This is a genomic window from Stutzerimonas stutzeri (assembly GCF_051028275.1).
Taxonomy (GTDB): Bacteria; Pseudomonadota; Gammaproteobacteria; order Pseudomonadales; family Pseudomonadaceae; genus Stutzerimonas; species Stutzerimonas stutzeri_AS.
In genome coordinates this window covers 1,119,557-1,136,336 of record NZ_CP069269.1, presented here as the reverse complement: position 1 = coordinate 1,136,336, position 16,780 = coordinate 1,119,557, and the positions used below count along the sequence as shown (strand labels likewise).

Genomic DNA, 16,780 nt, shown 5'->3' with positions numbered 1-16,780 from the left:
ATGGCTTTTACCGATCCTTTTATCCGCCGCCCTGTGCTGGCCAGCGTGATCAGTCTGCTCATCGTGCTGCTCGGCTTGCAGGCATTCAACAGCCTGGTGATTCGCCAGTATCCACAGATGGAAAGCGCGCTGATCACCGTGACCACCGCGTACCCTGGAGCCAATGCGGAAACCATCCAGGGCTACATCACACAGCCCCTGCAACAGAGCCTGGCCAGCGCCGAAGGCGTTGATTACATGACGTCGGTGAGCCAGCAGAACGTATCGATCATCTCCGTCTATGCACGCATCGGCGCCGATACCGACCGCCTCTATACCGAACTGCTCAGCCAGGCCAACTCGGTAAAGAATCAGCTGCCACAAAACGCCGAAGACCCTGTACTGAACAAGCAGGCCGCAGACTCCACCGCGCTGATGTACATCAGCTTCTATAGCGAGCAATTGAGCAATCCGCAGATCACCGATTATCTGTCCCGCGTGATTCAGCCAAAGCTGGCGACCCTGCCCGGCATGGCCGAAGCGGAGATACTTGGTAATCAGGTGTTCGCCATGCGCCTGTGGCTGGACCCGGTAAAACTCGCCGCTTACGGGTTGTCTGCCGGCGATGTGAACGAAGCAGTGCGCAAATACAACTTCCTTTCGGCCGCAGGCGAAGTGAAAGGACAGTATGTCGTTACCAGCATCAACGCGGATACGGAACTCAAAACACCCGAAGCCTTCGCCGCAATACCGCTGAAGACCGAGGGCGACAGTCGCGTCCTGCTCGGCGACGTGGCGCGCGTTGAGATGGGGGCCGAAAGCTACAACGCAATCAGCTCCTTCGACGGTATCCCTTCGGTCTATATCGGCGTTAAAGCGACTCCAAGCGCCAACCCTCTGGACGTCATCAGCGAAGTGCGCGCGGTCATGCCCGAAATCGAGTCGCAGTTGCCGCCGAGCCTCAAGGTGACCATCGCCTATGACGCCACGCGCTTTATCCAGGCATCTATCGATGAAGTGGTCAAAACCTTGGCCGAAGCGGTGGTGATCGTCATCGTCGTGGTGTTTCTGTTCCTTGGTTCGCTGCGTTCGGTGCTGATCCCGGTGGTCACCATTCCCTTGTCGATGATCGGCGTGATGTTCTTCATGCAGACCATGGGGTACTCGATCAACCTGCTTACCTTGCTGGCGATGGTGCTGGCCATCGGTCTGGTCGTGGATGACGCTATCGTTGTGGTGGAGAATATCCACCGGCACATAGAGGAAGGCAAGGCACCGTTCCAGGCGGCTATCGACGGCGCTCGCGAGATCGCCATGCCAGTCATCACCATGACCATCACCCTGGCCGCGGTCTATGCGCCGATCGGCTTCCTGCAAGGCCTGACCGGTGCACTGTTTCAGGAGTTCGCGTTCACCCTGGCTGGTGCAGTGTTGATTTCCGGCCTGGTAGCCCGGACTCTCTCGCCGATGATGTGCTCGCGACTCCTGCGCCACGAAGACAACCCGAGCGGTTTTTCACACCGTCTCGACTCGCTGTTCGACCGATTGAAAAATCGCTACCAGCGCGCCTTGCACGGCACCCTGAACACCCGTCCGGTTGTGCTGGTGTTTGCCGTGATCATCCTCGGGTTGATCCCGATTCTACTCAAATTTACCGAAAGTGAGCTGGCCCCTGAAGAGGATCAGGGGATCATCTTCATGATGGCAAGCGCGCCGCAAACAGCGAACCTGAACTACCTGAACGCCTATACCGATCAGTTTCTGGAAATCTTCAAGGCGTTCCCCGAGTACTACTCATGGTTCCAGATCAATGGCTTCAACGGCGTACAGAGCGGTATCGGTGGCTTCCTGATGAAACCCCTGGGATGAACGTGAGCGCACCCAGATGGAGGTGCTGCCGGAGGTGCAGGCGAAGATCGATCAAATCCCCGGCTTGCAGGTTTTTGGTTTCAACCTGCCTTCATTACCAGGTACTGGCGAAGGACTGCCGTTCCAGTTCGTCATCAATACAGCCAGCGACTATGAGTCGCTCCTACAGGTCACCGAGCGCATCAAGGAAAAGGCCCAGGCATCTGGCAAGTTTGCATTCCTCGATGTGGACCTCGCGTTCGACAAGCCGGAGATCGTTGTAGACATCGACCGGGAGAAGGCCGCGCAGATGGACGTTTCCATGGAAGATCTGGGACTGACTCTGGCTACGCTGCTTGGCGAGAGCGAGATCAACCGCTTCACCGTCGACGGTCGCAGCTACAAGGTCATCGCCCAGGTCGAGCAGGCTTACCGAGACAATCCCGGTTGGCTGACCAACTATTACGTGAATAACGGCCGTGGCGAAATGCTGCCGTTGTCGACGCTCGTCACAGTGCACGACCGTGCCCGTCCGACTCAGCTCAGTCAGTTCCAGCAGCTCAACGCTGCGACAATTCAGGGGTTCCCCATTGTCAGCATGGGCGAAGCGATCAACACAGTCAGAAGCATTGCCGAAGCAGAAGCACCGCTCGGGTTTACCTTCGACTATGCAGGCGCTTCACGGCAGTACATTCAGGAGGGCAACGCGCTGTATCTGACCTTCGCCTTGGCGCTGGCAATCATCTTTCTGGTGCTGGCTGCGCAGTTCGAAAGCTTCCGCGATCCGCTGGTCATCCTCGTCACGGTGCCCTTGTCGATTTGTGGCGCATTGGTGCCGCTGTTCCTGGGGGTGTCCAGCATGAACATCTATACCCAGGTCGGCCTGGTGACGCTCATCGGCTTGATCAGCAAACACGGGATCATGATCGTCGAGTTCGCCAACCAGCTACGCCATGAGCGAGGCCTTGGCCGCCGTGAGGCTGCGGAGGAAGCCGCTGCGATTCGCCTGAGGCCGGTTCTGATGACCACCGCGGCAACCGTATTCGGCATGGTGCCGCTGATTCTGGCCAGCGGTGCCGGCGCGGTAAGCCGTTTCGATATCGGCCTGGTGATCGCCACGGGAATGACGGTGGGGACGCTTTTCACACTGTTTGTGTTGCCTGCGGTCTATACCGTCCTGGCCAGCCCGGACCATACGCCAGTGCGAGCGGCACAGAGCTGAGCTTTTCGGACTTTGCGAATTCGCCCGTGCCGTTAGTGATGGAAACGGCTGCGACCTAACCCCGGCCTACCAGGCTCTGAGAAAGGCCGTACATGAACAGTAGAAGGTCATGGTCGGGGCGCGCTTCGGCCTGTGACACCTGAGCAATACGCGGCACTGCACAATGGCTACTGAGATCACTCCGCGCTACGACTTTTGCGTCCGGCTCACTCCATGCGGCCGCGCACAGTGACGCGACGCCCAGTGAACCGACCAAGAACAGACCTCGAGCAATTTCAAGCTTCATTGCGCAAGCCTTTGTTATCAGGTGGATGGAGAAGGTCAACATAGACGACATGTCCTGACCTTGCCGAACTACTTGACCAGCGGTCGTTACTGGCCAGCAACGGTACGCTCCCCAGATGACATCTATGCGTATCCGTCAGGAAACTTCGATGATGAAACCGACGCGCATAAAAAAGCCCCGCACGAGGCGGGGCTTTCTTTGCAGCGGGTAGGCCGGCTGGCTTACATCATGCCGCCCATACCACCCATGCCGCCCATATCCGGCATTGCCGGGGCCGGCTTGTCTTCAACCACTTCAGCGATCATCGCCTCGGTAGTGACCATCAGACCACCGATGGAAGCTGCAGCTTGCAGCGCGGAACGAGTGACCTTGGCCGGATCGAGGATACCCATCTCGATCATGTCGCCGTAGACATCGGACGCAGCGTTGAAGCCGTAGTTGCCTTCGCCCTGCTTAACCTTGTCCACGACAACGCTCGGCTCGCCACCGGCGTTGGCAACGATCTGACGCAGCGGTGCTTCAACAGCACGACGCAGCAGAGCGATACCGACGTTCTGGTCTTCGTTATCGCCCTTGAGCTCGGAGATGGCCTGCAGAGCGCGCACCAGGGCAACGCCGCCGCCAGGAACCACGCCTTCTTCAACGGCTGCACGGGTAGCATGCAGGGCGTCTTCAACGCGGGCCTTCTTCTCTTTCATCTCGACTTCGGTACCGGCGCCGACCTTGATCACCGCAACACCGCCAGCCAGCTTGGCCAGACGCTCTTGCAGCTTCTCTTTGTCGTAGTCGGAGGTGGTGTCTTCGACTTGCTTGCGGATCTGCGCCACGCGGGCTTCGATGTCAGCCTGCTGACCAGCCCCATCGATGATGGTGGTGTTTTCCTTGTTCAGCACGACGCGCTTGGCGTTACCCAGGTGCTCCAGGGTAGCGGTTTCCAGGCTCAGGCCGACTTCTTCGGAAATCACGGTACCGCCAGTCAGGATAGCGATGTCCTGCAGCATGGCCTTGCGGCGATCGCCGAAGCCAGGCGCCTTGACAGCAGCGACTTTGACGATGCCGCGCATGTTGTTGACCACCAGGGTAGCCAGGGCTTCGCCCTCGACGTCCTCAGCCACGATCAGCAACGGACGACCGGCCTTGGCGACACCTTCCAGCACCGGCAGCAGTTCGCGGATGTTGGAGATCTTCTTGTCAACCAGCAGCAGCATCGGGCTGTCCAGCTCGGCAACCATGGTGTCCGGCTTGTTGATGAAGTACGGGGACAGGTAGCCGCGGTCGAACTGCATGCCTTCTACGACGGACAGTTCGTTTTCCAGGCCGGAGCCTTCTTCAACGGTGATGACGCCTTCTTTACCAACCTTTTCCATGGCTTCGGCAATGATCGCGCCGATGGAGCTGTCGGAGTTGGCGGAGATGGTGCCGACCTGAGCGATGGCCTTGAAGTCGGTGCATGGCTTGGCCAGGTTTTTCAGCTCGGCGACGACGGCGATGGTCGCCTTGTCGATGCCGCGCTTCAGGTCCATCGGGTTCATGCCGGCAGCGACGGCCTTCAGGCCTTCGTTGACGATGGCCTGAGCCAGAACGGTCGCGGTGGTCGTACCGTCACCGGCTTCGTCGTTGGCCTTGGACGCAACGTCCTTAACCAGCTGCGCGCCCATGTTTTCGAAACGGTCCTTCAGCTCGATTTCCTTGGCAACGGAAACGCCGTCCTTGGTGATGGTCGGAGCGCCAAAGCTCTTCTCCAGCACCACGTTGCGGCCTTTCGGGCCGAGGGTCGCTTTTACCGCATCAGCCAGGATGTTGACGCCGGAGAGCATTTTCTTGCGAGCGGAATCGCCGAATTTAACTTCTTTAGCAGCCATGTTGATTCTTCCTCAAATTCTGTTGATGAAACGCAATCGCTAAGCAGCGAGCGCTGATCAGGCTTCGACGACGGCGAGGATTTCGTTCTCGCTCATTACCAGCAGGTCTTCACCGTCGACCTTGACGGTGTTGCTGCCGGAATAAGGACCGAATACAACCTTATCGCCAACCTTGACTGCGAGCTGACGTACTTCGCCGTTGTCCAGAACGCGGCCAGTGCCTACAGCGACGACTTCGCCACGGTTGGGCTTTTCGGCAGCGGAGCCCGGCAGCACGATGCCGCCTGCGGTCTTGGTTTCTTCTTCGCTGCGACGGATCACGACGCGATCATGTAGAGGACGAAGCTTCATTGTCGATCTCTCCTAAGTACAGTGGTTTCCATGCCGATGAATGTCATCGGCGGGTTGGGCAAATCCGGCGTTGCCGGTTGCGGCCCGCAACGCGAGCCGCAGAAGACGGACTGTCAAATCGCGACAGCGACCTTGCGGTGACCGCTACATGCGGGCGTGCAAAATGATTTCAAGGGCACCGCATCGTTTTTTTTGCATCAGGAAACGAAAAAGGCATGCCTGTGCATGCCTTTTTCAGTGAACGGTCAACATCACTTGTCGCGACGCTCCCACTCGCCCTCGATGACGTTGGGCCGATGAGGATTGGCCCGATGTTCTTGCTGTTGGTGAAGGTCATCGGCAAAGGCCCTGCGGCGCTGGGCCTGGGCTTCGACTCGGCGACTGACGAAACCAAGAAACAACTTTCGCGACGGAGGAAACAGAACAAGCAACGCGACGATGTCGCTGATGAAACCGGGCACAAACAGCAACCCGCCGGCAACGGCCATCATCAGCCCTTGTAGCATCTCCCGCTCAGGCAGTTCGCCCCGGGAGAGACGCTCACGGGCACGCCATGCCGTGGCAAAGCCCGCCAAGCGCATCAGCAGAATGCCAGCCATGCCGCTGATGACGAGCAGCAGGATGGTTGGCAATACGCCAATTGAGCTGCCGACCTGGATCAGCAGTGCCAGCTCGGCCAGCGGAAATAGGAGAAACAATAATAAGAAAATGCGCATCGATAGGTCCTTCGCGGAAGTACGGCTTCCGAAGTTGTGTAGATGACGGCGGCGCACAGCAAATTCAACCCGGATGACGAACAGCGCTGTAACGGAATTATTCGCTCCGCGACTTACGCCAGCCTGAATCAGTCGCGGGCCATAGCCACCAACGCCTGCCGCACTGCGCCTGGCGTGGTGCAGTCAGCTGGAAACGCGAGCCAATGGATCGACTGGCCGATGCGCAGGTGAAAGCCCTCGCTATCGATACCGACCATGTAAGCCTGTGGTTCAGAGGGAAGCCCTGCCCGAGAAACGTAATGGGCGATCGCCTCGCTGTGGTCATTGTTCATATGCTCGAGCATGCCACCCTCGGCTCCGTCTCGCGCAGCGAAAGGGTTGGCCGACGCGACTCGATCCAGCCAGTGGATCGCCCCAAACCCGCCGATGAAGCGCCAGCGCACCGGCTGCAATGTCCAGAAATCGAAATCGTGCGCGCGGTGATAGTCACGAGACTCCGGAAAATATCGGTAATAGCGTTCCGCAGCGATTTCGATGGCCTGCGGATCGACAATGACTTGCGCTTCGGCCAGCAGGGTCAGCCGGCCGGTCGCCTGAACATCTTCAGCGCCGCGCTCACCCACAAGAAGCGAACAGCGAGCGTCCGCCTTGAGATTCTTCGTATGTTGCGCGATCCGGCTGATGAGTATCAGCGGCCAGCCATGCTCGTCCAGGCAATAGGGCACCGCGGATCCGAAGGGAAAGCCGGGCACACTCTGCGAATGGGTAGATAGCACGCCACGGTATTCCTTGAGCAGTAAGAGTCGGGCATGCTTGGCGGCTTCTGCGCTCACCTGGGGTACCTCGGGCCGGTTTATCAGGCTGTCAGCATACCGGTTTAGGCCCCGGGGCGTCGCGTTGCACACTGGCATAAGCAGGAGAGTGGCATGCAGCTCAAAGACAAGGTCATCATCATTACCGGCGGCGGTCAGGGCCTGGGGCGTGCGATGGGCGAATACCTCGCAGCCAAAGGCGCCCGCTTGGCACTGGTCGACCTCAATCAGCAACGACTGGACGAAGCGGTTGCAGCTTGCAAAAGCGCTGGTGGAGATGCGCGCGCATACTTGTGCAACGTGGCGGACGAGGAGCAGGTCAGCCACATGGTCGCGCAAGTCAGCGATGACTTTGGCGGGCTCGACGGCCTGGTGAACAACGCCGGCATTCTCCGCGATGGTCTGACCATCAAGGTAAAGGACGGCGAACTGTCGAAAATGAGCCTTGCCCAATGGCAGGCCGTAATCGATGTGAACCTCACCGGCGTATTCCTGTGCACCCGGGAGGTGGCGGCAAAGATGATCGAGCTCAAGCGTCAGGGAGCGATCATCAACATCTCGTCGATCTCAAGGGCCGGCAATATGGGCCAAGCGAACTATTCCGCCGCCAAGGCAGGTGTTGCAGCCGACACCGTGGTCTGGGCGAAGGAGCTGGCTCGCTACGGTATCCGCGTAGCCGGTGTCGCGCCCGGATTCATCGAAACCGATATGGTCGCCAGCATGAAGCCCGAAGCACTCGAAAAGATGACTGCGGGTATTCCGCTTAAGCGCCTGGGCAAGCCACAGGAGATCGCTCATTCGGTGGCTTACATATTCGAGAACGACTACTACACAGGGCGCATTCTTGAGCTGGATGGAGGCCTGCGGCTGTAGAGGCGTCAGATACGAAACCGGGCGCACGTTGCGCCCGGTTCTTGGAAAGAAAGCCTTACCAGCCCACACCGAAACCGATGCTGTAGCGGGTTTCGTCCAGGTCGCTCTCTGCGCCACTGACGATGTCTTTCTCGGCCTTCATGTTGAGCGACGCCCAGTCGGTCACCTTGTAGCGCAGCCCCATTTCTGCGTCGAACTGATAGTCGGCGACGGTCTCCAGCGGCTTGCCGATCTCGCCGCTACTGAATAGCTCAAAGGTCTTGCCCACCAGATAGCGGTTGTAGTTCCACTTCACGGCCAGCGAGTAGAACTCCTCCGTATTGCCATTAGCGAACTTGTAGTCGCTGCGGTTGACCAGCGAAGCCAGCGAGAAGGCACCAAGCTCGTTATCCCAGAACTGGTAACCCGGACCCGTACCGATGCTGCGCTGCCGGCGCACGTCCTCGATCTGATCACGCTTGTATTCCAGACGCCCCTGCCAGAACCAGTGCTCATCAAGGAAGCGATCCAGTGCGTATTCGGCCTCCCAGTTGTCGGTCGACGTCACTTCGTTGCGATATTCACGGTTGTAACTACCTGAACCGTTGTGACGCCAAAGACCGTGGCGGGCCGATGTCTTGAATGAGATATCGTAGTCATCGGTGTCGGTTTCAGCGCGCTTGTAATCGATGGCCAGATCGACGTTACCCTTCCAGGTGAGGTCCTGAATGAGTGGCTTAGGATGGATGATCTGTGTGATGGACTTCAGCGCCACCGTACGCGAGGCGCCTCCATCACTCAGCGTGACCATGCCATCACCAGCTGCTTGCAACGATTTGGCCACTTCGCCAGAAACATCGTTTTGCTTGACCAGCAACTGCTGATTGCTCTCCAGTGTCGCGACCTGGCTCCATTTCACCGGGATGGAACCGCCGTACTCGGTTTCGATGAGCAGCTTGCCACCATCGAGCACGCTGATCCTGCCGGTCAGGCGATCACCGTTTTTCAACCATACGGTGTCGGCGAATGTTGGCAGGGAGAGCGTCGAGAGGGTTACGCAAAGCAGGGTGCGATTGAGCGGTCGGGAGAACATAGGTGAGAGGGTGTCTGTGGGCTAGATGAGAAAGGCAGCCATTATCCTGATGGGTTCAAAGACAACAAGCGCGGACTGCCAAACGGAGCGCCGAATCGGTATGAATGCCCCTTTAACGGAGCCCGGCAATGACCTTCCAACCGGCTGATGCACAGCAAAGCGATCTACGGACTCAAGATGCCGAAACTCGACGCGCCGCACTGTATCTAGCCTTGGCGCAGATTCCTGAAGGTAAAGTCACCAGCTATGGCGAAATTGCCGCGGTCGCCGGGCTGGGTCGCGCGGCGCGCTGGGTCGGTCGGGTCCTGTCGCAATTGCCAGACGATACGCAGCTGCCGTGGCATCGAGTAATGGCCGCCGGTGGCCGATTGAGCCTGGCCGCCGGTACGGTATCCGGCGACGAACAACGTGCTCGCCTTCGCGCTGAAGGTGTGCAGGTGGTCAACGACCGCGTCGACGTACGTCGACACGGCTGGCATTCAGCGGAGCACAGCGGGTAGAGTGCGTCCTTCATGTTCTGCCCCTGATTTGCCCATGTCCCGTGAAACCTGGCGCGCTGCGCTAGCCGCTTATGCCAGTCCAGCCTCGCTGACTTTGCTGATCCTTGGCTTCGCTGCCGGGCTTCCGGCGATCCTGGTGTTTTCCACGTTGTCCGTATGGCTGCGCGAGGCTGGCGTGTCTCGCGAAACCATTGGTTTTGCAAGCTGGATCAGCCTTGCCTATGCCTTTAAATGGGTCTGGTCGCCGATGCTCGACCAGTGGCGGTTGCCATGGATTGGAGGCCTGGGGCGACGACGCTCCTGGCTGGTACTGTCGCAGGCAGTGATTGCGCTCGGCCTGATTGGCATGGCCATGTGCAACCCGCAACAGAACCTGACCATGTTGATCGCACTCGCCGTGGCGGTGGCGTTCGCCTCTGCCACTCAGGACATCGCCATCGATGCCTATCGGCTGGAGATCGCCGAGGACAAATTGCAGGCCACGCTGGCTGCGAGCTATATGACCGGCTATCGCGTCGCCATGCTGCTGGCCAGCGCTGGTGCACTTTTTTTGGCTGAGTGGCTGGGATCGAGCAACCTCGAATACAACCAGGCGGCCTGGGCAACAACCTATGTGGTTTTTGCCCTCCTCATCCTTCCAGGCCTTATAACCAGCCTGTTGATCCCTGAGCCGCAAGGCGCCGCGCCGCTGCCTCATGAGCCGTCCAGGTTCAGCTTCAATCATCAGATGGCTGCGGTCGGGCTGCTGCTGGTGCTGCTGATCTCCGTTCCAGCCATGATCAACGCACTGATCGCTCAGGCCTGGCCGCGGGCAACGCTGTATTTCCTTTTCATCATCGGCTCGCTGTCACCCTGGGGGCGGTCGCTGATGGTTCCGGTGCGTCAGATGCTGCATCAGGCCGGCCAGCGCCAGCGCCCGGCACGTTTCGACTTTGTTCATCAGGCCGTATCGGTAATCGTGCTGATCATCCTCATGGTCTCTACCACTGGGATGTTCCAATCGTATTGGGGTGGCTACTGGCCGCGCGGGACCATGTACCTGTTGATCTGCTGGGGCTGCCTGTCGGGTCCGGGTCGGGTTCTGATGGGGCCCGTGCTGACCCCCATCACGGACTTCATCCTTCGCTATCGCTGGCAAGCCCTCTTGCTGCTCGGGCTGATCGCCACGTACCGGATGTCCGATACGGTCATGGGAGTCATGGCCAACGTCTTCTATATCGACCAGGGCTTCAGCAAGGATCAGATCGCCAGCGTCAGCAAGCTCTTCGGTTTGGTCATGACGCTGCTCGGGGCAGCTTTTGGCGGCTTGCTGATCGTGCGATTCAGCATTCTGCCCATCCTGTTCATTGGCGGTGCTGCATCGGCGGCAACCAACCTGATGTTCATGTTGCTGGTGGAAATGGGCGCCAACCTCAACATGCTGATCGTAACGATTTCCTGCGACAACTTCAGCGGCGGGCTCGCCTCGACTGCATTCGTTGCTTATCTATCAAGCCTGACCAACCTGAAGTTCTCCGCGACCCAGTACGCCCTGCTCAGCTCGTTGATGCTGCTGTTACCAAGATTGCTGGGGGGCTACTCAGGGGTGATGGTCGAGCATCTCGGTTACAGCAATTTCTTCCTGGTGACCGCCCTACTCGGGATTCCGACATTGGTCCTGATTGCCTGGCAATGGACACTCACTCGCCGGCAGCCCGATAACGTTGAACCGCTGACCTCGGAAGTGAATACAACAAACGAAAAAGCCGGCTGATGCCGGCTTTTTCATCCTGATGATTAGCGCTTATCGCTGCATCAGGTGCACCACGCGCTGCGGGAACGGGATGCCGATTCCAGCTGCGTCGAAGCGCTCCTTGACCAGTTCGGTAAAGCCGAAGGTCACCGGCCAGAAGTCACCGGTGGCGACCCACACCCGCAGCGACAGATTCACAGAACTGTCGGCCAGCGCCACGACATGAACCACCGGCTCGGGATCACGTAGCACGCGCTCGTCCTCCGCAATTTCCAAAAGAATCTTGCGCGCCAGCTTGATATCGGCGCCGTAATCGATCCCGATATTGATGTCCGCACGGCGACGAGGCTCGCGGGAATAGTTGGTGATATGGCCATTGGAAAGGCTGCCATTGGGCACGACGATGGTTTTGTTGTCCGCCGACTTCAGAACGGTATGGAAGATCTGTATCGAATGCACGGTGCCGGCCACGCCCTGTGCTTCGATCCACTCACCGACCCGGATAGGACGGAAGATCAGGATCAGCACGCCGCCAGCAAAGTTGCCCAGACTGCCCTGCAACGCCAGACCGATGGCAAGACCCGCCGCACCGATCACAGCGATGAACGAAGTCGTCTCGACGCCGATCATCGAAGCGACACTGATCAGCAACAGAACCTTGAGGATGATGCTCGCCAGACTTTCGATGAAGCCGTGCAGCGAAGGGTCGACCTGGCGGCGATTCAGTACATTTCCGACTTTACCGACGAGCTTGTTGATCAGCCACCAGCCGACAAGCAAGGTGACAAGCGCCAGCGTGACTTGCGCGCCGTATTGGATGACAACAGGCAGCCAGGCCTCGGAAAGCTGGACCAGGTAATCGACACTGAAATCCATTGCTAGGATTCTCCTTGACATACCGAGCGTCCGCTAGGCGGAACGCTCGGCAAATGCGAGTAAAGCACGCATTACGTGCGCGGGGGATCAGTCGCGGAAGTTATTGAACTGCAGCGGCATTCCAAAATCCTTGGCGCGTAGAAGCGCGATGGCTTCCTGCAAGTCGTCACGCTTCTTGCCAGTCACACGGACCTGCTCGCCCTGAATGGCAGCCTGGACCTTGAGCTTGGCCTCCTTGATGTAGGCGACGATCTTCTTTGCCAGCTCCTTGTCGATGCCTTCACGCAGTACGACGTCCTGTTTGACGGCCTTGCCCGAAGGAAAGGGGTCCTTGTATTCGAGGCACTGGATATCGATCTTTCGCTTGACCAGGCTCAGCTTGAGAATCTCCAACATCTGTTCCAATTGGAAATCGGCGTCGGCGGTCAGATGGACCGTCAATTCCTTTAACTCGAAACTGCCTTTACCGCGCAGATCGTAACGCCGGTCCAACTCCTTTACGGCGTTATCAATGGCGTTGGTCACTTCGTGTTTGTCCAGTTCGGACACCACGTCGAACGAGGGCATGGGATTCCTCCATTGGTAGTACGGCGCCGCGGTGTGACCCAGCGCGCTTAGCTTGACGGTTCAAATGCGCCATCATTATAACTGCTCAAACCTACAACGCCTGACCAACCACATACATCGCGACTCTACCCCTACCGAGCCTTTTGATGCCCAACCCCCAACTCAGCATTCTGGTGGTCGATGACGCCAAGCTTTCCAGCGTCGTGATTGGTCGCGCCCTTACCAAAGCCGGTTACGAGGATGTGCGATTCGCCAACAGTGCAAGCGCAGCACTGGAACTGATCGAACAGCGTCCGACCAATGTCCTGCTCGCCGACTGGCTGATGCCGGAAATGGACGGGCTGGAGCTGACCGCCCAGGTGCGTCAGCAAGATGAAATGTCAGACCATTACACCTACATCATTCTGGTGACCGGACGGGACGGGGAGGATGTGCTCGGCAGGGCATTCGACCGCGGCGTGGACGATTTCATCAGCAAGTCAGCCATGAACGACCAACTGGTGCCTCGCGTCTACGCAGCAGATCGCATATGCGGCTCGCTGCAACGGCTGATGCGGGAAAATCGCCTGTTGACCGAAAACATCGCCAGTCTGGAACGACGCAATCTCGTCGACCCGATCACAGGTTTGGGTAACGTCCGCTACCTTAAACAACGCCTGAAGGACAGTTTGCGCCAGATCGAGAGCCGTGGTGGTGCGTTGTGTTACCTGAGCATTGGCCTGCCGGAGACGACCGACCAGCGTCAGCGCTACGGCGAACTTTTCTATCAGGAACTGATGCGCGGCGTTGCCCGCCGTTTGCAACATCTGGTTCGCCCCCTGGACATCCTCACGCGTCTGGACGACAGCCATTTCGGCCTGCTGGCACTGGTGGATGACCTGCAGGCCTGTTCGCCGAGCAGCTTCAAACGCCTGCACGAAGGACTGAATCTGAAAGCGTTCAAGACCAGCGAAGGCTTCATTTCCCTCAAGGCAGGTATTGGGCTTGTGAGCCTGGACTCCCAGGCATTGCCTGCCGAAGCACAGTCGATCATCGACCGTGCCGCGTCCCTATTGCCCGACTCCTATACAACTGGTCGCATCGTGCCGTTCAAACTCAAGCAACCTGCCAGATGACGACCTGGCATATCCTCGGTGCCGGTAGTCTTGGCTGCCTCTGGGCGGCACGCCTGGCCCGAGCTGGGCTACCCGTGCAGTTGATCTTACGGGACTCGAAACGTCTCGCTGATTACCACGCGGCGGCTGGTGTTGGGCTGACCGAGGAACAGTGCACCACCCGCTATCCGATCCCAGCTGAACTGCCGACCGCACGAACGCCAATCCAGCGGCTGCTGGTTGCCAGCAAGGCGTACGACGCGGAGTCTGCGGTTGCCGGCGTGGCACCGCGGCTGGCGCCAGGTGCGCAGGTTCTATTGTTGCAGAACGGTCTGGGTAGTCAGGAAGCGGTTGCTGCACGCCTGCCCGCTTGCCGCTGCATATTTGTTTCCAGCACCGAAGGTGCCTATCGTGACGGCGACTTCCATGTCGTGCATGCCGGACGGGGGCATAACTGGCTAGGCGACCCGACCGGTTTCGAACCGCCTCCTTGGCTGCACGAGTTGGCCGCTGCGGGTATCCCCCACGAGTGGACCGAACAGATCATGGGCCGCCTATGGCGCAAGCTTGCACTCAACTGTGCAATCAATCCGCTTACCGTTCTGCATGACGCCCGTAATGGAGAGCTTCTGGACCACCGGCCAACCCTACAGGTTTTGTGCCGTGAGCTTGTCGAGGTGCTGCTTGTCAGCAATCAGCCCGATGCGGCGAAGGGGCTCGAGGAAGAGGTTATCCGCGTCATCGAAGCGACTGCAGAGAACTATTCTTCGATGCATCAGGATGTTCGAAACGGACGGCGCACCGAAATCGGTTTCTTGCTGAGCAAGGCCTGTCGCGCAGCGTCCGCGCAGGGTATCGACGCACCCGAGCTGCACGGATTGCTGCAGCAACTTCAAGCGTTCCTGCAACATCGTGGATTGCCGGTGGACTGACGCACCGCTACCCTGCTGGGATACTCGTAGCCTGTTACTGCCATGACTCTACGCCAGCGCCTCGAAAACCTTCCGGTCGGCCGCAAGCTGCTGATCGCCCTTCTCGTCCTGCTGGCAGCTGTGCTGTTGGTGTCCAACCTCGCTTTCATCAGCGCGGCTTATTGGATATCTCGACAAAGCGTCGCTCCCCAGGCGATGCATACCCTCGGCGCGCTGTTCGCCACGCCTGAACTGAGCAATCGCGCGCTCCAGTCCGAGGCAGCTGCCAATGAATTACTGCAGAAACTCAACGAGTACGCGCCTCTGCGCGCTGCGGTGATCTATGACAGCGCAGGGTTGAGTCTGGGGCAGTTCTTTCAGGGCGACCCGCTGGATCTGCCGCGACGAATCGGGGAGTTGGCGCACTGGCAGAAGACCGAAATGCGCGCCAACCTGCTGGTGGAGCTACCTCAGGCGGCAGGACCTCCCGGCCACCTGCTGATCATTGCCAGCAGCGAGCTGCCAGGCGCTTTCTATACCGGCACGCTTACCGCGAGCGCTGTGATCCTCCTGGCCAGCTTACTGCTCTGGCTGCTGGTTGCTCGACAAATCCGCCGATTGGTCACCCAGCCGATCCGCGACCTCGAGGGACTGTCTCGGCAAGTCACCCGTGAGGAAAACTACTCATTGCGCGCGACCCCACGGAACCATGACGAAATCGGGCGCCTTGCTGATGCCTTCAACACCATGCTGTCTCGAATGGAAGCCCGCGAGCAGCAGCTCAAGCGTGCCCGTGACGATGCCCAGAACGCCTTCGATCATGCCCAAGGCCTTGCCGAGGAAACGCGCCATTCCAACCGAAAGCTGGAGCTTGAAGTTCAGGTCCGCAGCAAGATTGAAAAAAAGCTCACCGGTTTCCAGAACTACCTCAACAGCATTATCGACTCGATGCCTTCGGTGCTCATCGCACTGGACGAGCAGCTCTACGTCACCCAGTGGAATCAACAGGCCAGTGCACTTTCCGGAACGTCCATCGATGACGCCTTGAACCAGCCCGTGTTCATTGCCTTCGAGCCGCTGCGCCCGTTTTTGAGGCAGATTCGCCGGACATCCGAGCATCATCAGGTCGAGAAGATCGAGCGCGTCACCTGGGCGTTCAATGACGAGCCGAGACATTACGCGCTGACGCTATACCCCCTAATGGGTGGGGGCGGGCGTGGGGTGGTCATCCGCATCGATGACATCACCGAACGCATCAATATGGAAGAAATCATGGTGCAGTCGGAGAAGATGCTTTCTGTTGGCAGCCTTGCCGCTGGCATGGCACACGAAATCAACAACCCCCTCGGGGCCATCCTGCATAACGCGCAAAACATTCGCCGACGCCTCTCTCCAGAGCTGGAGCGTAATCGAGAAGCCGCTGACGACACGGGCGTTTTGCTGGAGGCAGTCAATCAGTACCTGCAACGGCGGGAAATACCGCAGCTGCTCGATGGTATTCAGCAAGCAGGCTCACGCGCAGCCAAGATCGTCAGCCATATGCTGAGCTTCAGCCGCCTCAGCAACCGCCAGTTGGCGGAATGTCAATTGACGGTGTTGATCGATCAGGCACTGGAGATCGCCGGTAATGACTTCGCCCTGATCGATGGCTTCGATTTCCGTGCCATCGAAATCGTCCGAGACTTCGATCCACAGGTCGATCGGGTGCCCTGCATCGGTAACGAGCTGGAGCAGGTATTGCTGAATCTGCTGAAAAATGCGGCACAGGCGATCCATCAAAAACCGGAGCGAGCCGGCGGGCTGATCATATTGCGTACCCGCCTGAATCCACCATGGGCCGAAATTCAGGTGGAAGACAATGGTGGCGGTATTCCAGAACATATCCGCAAACGAATCTTCGAGCCGTTCTTCACGACCAAAGAGGTCGGCCAGGGAACCGGGCTGGGGCTTTCCGTTTCGTATTTCATCATCACCAACAATCACAAGGGCCAGATGGAGGTGCAGTCCAGGCCGGATCAGGGCACCTGCTTTACCCTGCGCCTACCACTGACATCGCCTACTGAACCAAACAACGGCTGA

The 16,780-nt window shown here is 58.7% G+C and carries 14 protein-coding genes and 1 pseudogene; 7 read left to right on the top strand and 8 right to left on the bottom strand.

Annotated features, from left to right (window positions below; genetic code table 11):
* Positions 1–3,049 (top strand): annotated as a pseudogene (locus JQR87_RS05220) (multidrug efflux RND transporter permease subunit).
* A 55-nt stretch (positions 3,050–3,104) separates the two neighbouring features.
* Here JQR87_RS05220 and JQR87_RS05215 read toward each other — a convergent pair.
* From JQR87_RS05215 to JQR87_RS05195, 5 genes are all read right to left on the bottom strand, one after another.
* A complete protein-coding gene (locus tag JQR87_RS05215; protein ID WP_407291920.1) occupies positions 3,105–3,335 on the bottom strand; it encodes a hypothetical protein in 231 nt (76 codons plus the stop codon).
* A gap of 221 nt (positions 3,336–3,556) precedes the next feature.
* Entirely contained in the window at positions 3,557–5,197 is a 1,641-nt protein-coding gene (gene groL / locus JQR87_RS05210) for a chaperonin GroEL (RefSeq protein ID WP_407291922.1), read from the bottom strand.
* A gap of 57 nt (positions 5,198–5,254) precedes the next feature.
* Positions 5,255–5,548: a co-chaperone GroES gene (locus tag JQR87_RS05205; protein ID WP_407291923.1), complete on the bottom strand. Its 294-nt coding sequence runs from the start codon at positions 5,546–5,548 to the stop codon at positions 5,255–5,257.
* Between the two features lie 251 nt (positions 5,549–5,799).
* Positions 5,800–6,264: an FxsA family protein gene (locus tag JQR87_RS05200; protein ID WP_407291925.1), complete on the bottom strand. Its 465-nt coding sequence runs from the start codon at positions 6,262–6,264 to the stop codon at positions 5,800–5,802.
* 128 nt (positions 6,265–6,392) lie between these two features.
* Positions 6,393–7,097: a HugZ family protein gene (locus JQR87_RS05195; protein WP_407291927.1), complete on the bottom strand. Its 705-nt coding sequence runs from the start codon at positions 7,095–7,097 to the stop codon at positions 6,393–6,395.
* Between the two features lie 93 nt (positions 7,098–7,190).
* Between JQR87_RS05195 and JQR87_RS05190 the strand changes: the two genes are divergently transcribed.
* Complete coding sequence (locus JQR87_RS05190; protein WP_407291928.1) at positions 7,191–7,949, top strand: SDR family oxidoreductase; 759 nt, start codon at positions 7,191–7,193, stop codon at positions 7,947–7,949.
* A gap of 55 nt (positions 7,950–8,004) precedes the next feature.
* Here the strand turns inward: JQR87_RS05190 and JQR87_RS05185 are convergent, their stop codons facing one another.
* Entirely contained in the window at positions 8,005–9,021 is a 1,017-nt protein-coding gene (locus JQR87_RS05185) for a DUF481 domain-containing protein (RefSeq protein ID WP_407291929.1), read from the bottom strand.
* A gap of 128 nt (positions 9,022–9,149) precedes the next feature.
* Between JQR87_RS05185 and JQR87_RS05180 the strand changes: the two genes are divergently transcribed.
* Positions 9,150–9,521 carry an MGMT family protein gene (locus tag JQR87_RS05180; RefSeq protein WP_407291931.1) on the top strand — a complete coding sequence of 124 codons (372 nt, stop codon included), beginning with the start codon at positions 9,150–9,152 and terminating at the stop codon, positions 9,519–9,521.
* Between the two features lie 34 nt (positions 9,522–9,555).
* A complete protein-coding gene (locus tag JQR87_RS05175; protein WP_407291932.1) occupies positions 9,556–11,274 on the top strand; it encodes an AmpG family muropeptide MFS transporter in 1,719 nt (572 codons plus the stop codon).
* 30 nt (positions 11,275–11,304) lie between these two features.
* Here the strand turns inward: JQR87_RS05175 and JQR87_RS05170 are convergent, their stop codons facing one another.
* Together JQR87_RS05170 and JQR87_RS05165 are read right to left on the bottom strand one after the other, a co-directional pair.
* On the bottom strand, positions 11,305–12,129 hold the full coding sequence (locus JQR87_RS05170; RefSeq protein ID WP_407291933.1) for a mechanosensitive ion channel family protein: 825 nt from the start codon (positions 12,127–12,129) through the stop codon (positions 11,305–11,307).
* A gap of 87 nt (positions 12,130–12,216) precedes the next feature.
* Positions 12,217–12,696 (bottom strand): YajQ family cyclic di-GMP-binding protein, encoded by a 480-nt coding sequence (locus JQR87_RS05165; protein ID WP_407291934.1) that lies wholly within the window; start codon positions 12,694–12,696, stop codon positions 12,217–12,219.
* A 146-nt stretch (positions 12,697–12,842) separates the two neighbouring features.
* Between JQR87_RS05165 and JQR87_RS05160 the strand changes: the two genes are divergently transcribed.
* Genes JQR87_RS05160 through JQR87_RS05150 form a run of 3 tightly spaced genes read left to right on the top strand, consistent with a single transcriptional unit; the run spans position 12,843 to position 16,780 of the window.
* Positions 12,843–13,811 carry a GGDEF domain-containing response regulator gene (locus tag JQR87_RS05160; protein ID WP_407291936.1) on the top strand — a complete coding sequence of 323 codons (969 nt, stop codon included), beginning with the start codon at positions 12,843–12,845 and terminating at the stop codon, positions 13,809–13,811.
* Positions 13,808–14,722 (top strand): putative 2-dehydropantoate 2-reductase, encoded by a 915-nt coding sequence (locus tag JQR87_RS05155; protein WP_407291938.1) that lies wholly within the window; start codon positions 13,808–13,810, stop codon positions 14,720–14,722. The genes JQR87_RS05160 and JQR87_RS05155 overlap by 4 nt, the downstream gene beginning before the upstream one ends.
* A gap of 42 nt (positions 14,723–14,764) precedes the next feature.
* Positions 14,765–16,780 (top strand): sensor histidine kinase, encoded by a 2,016-nt coding sequence (locus JQR87_RS05150; protein WP_407291940.1) that lies wholly within the window; start codon positions 14,765–14,767, stop codon positions 16,778–16,780.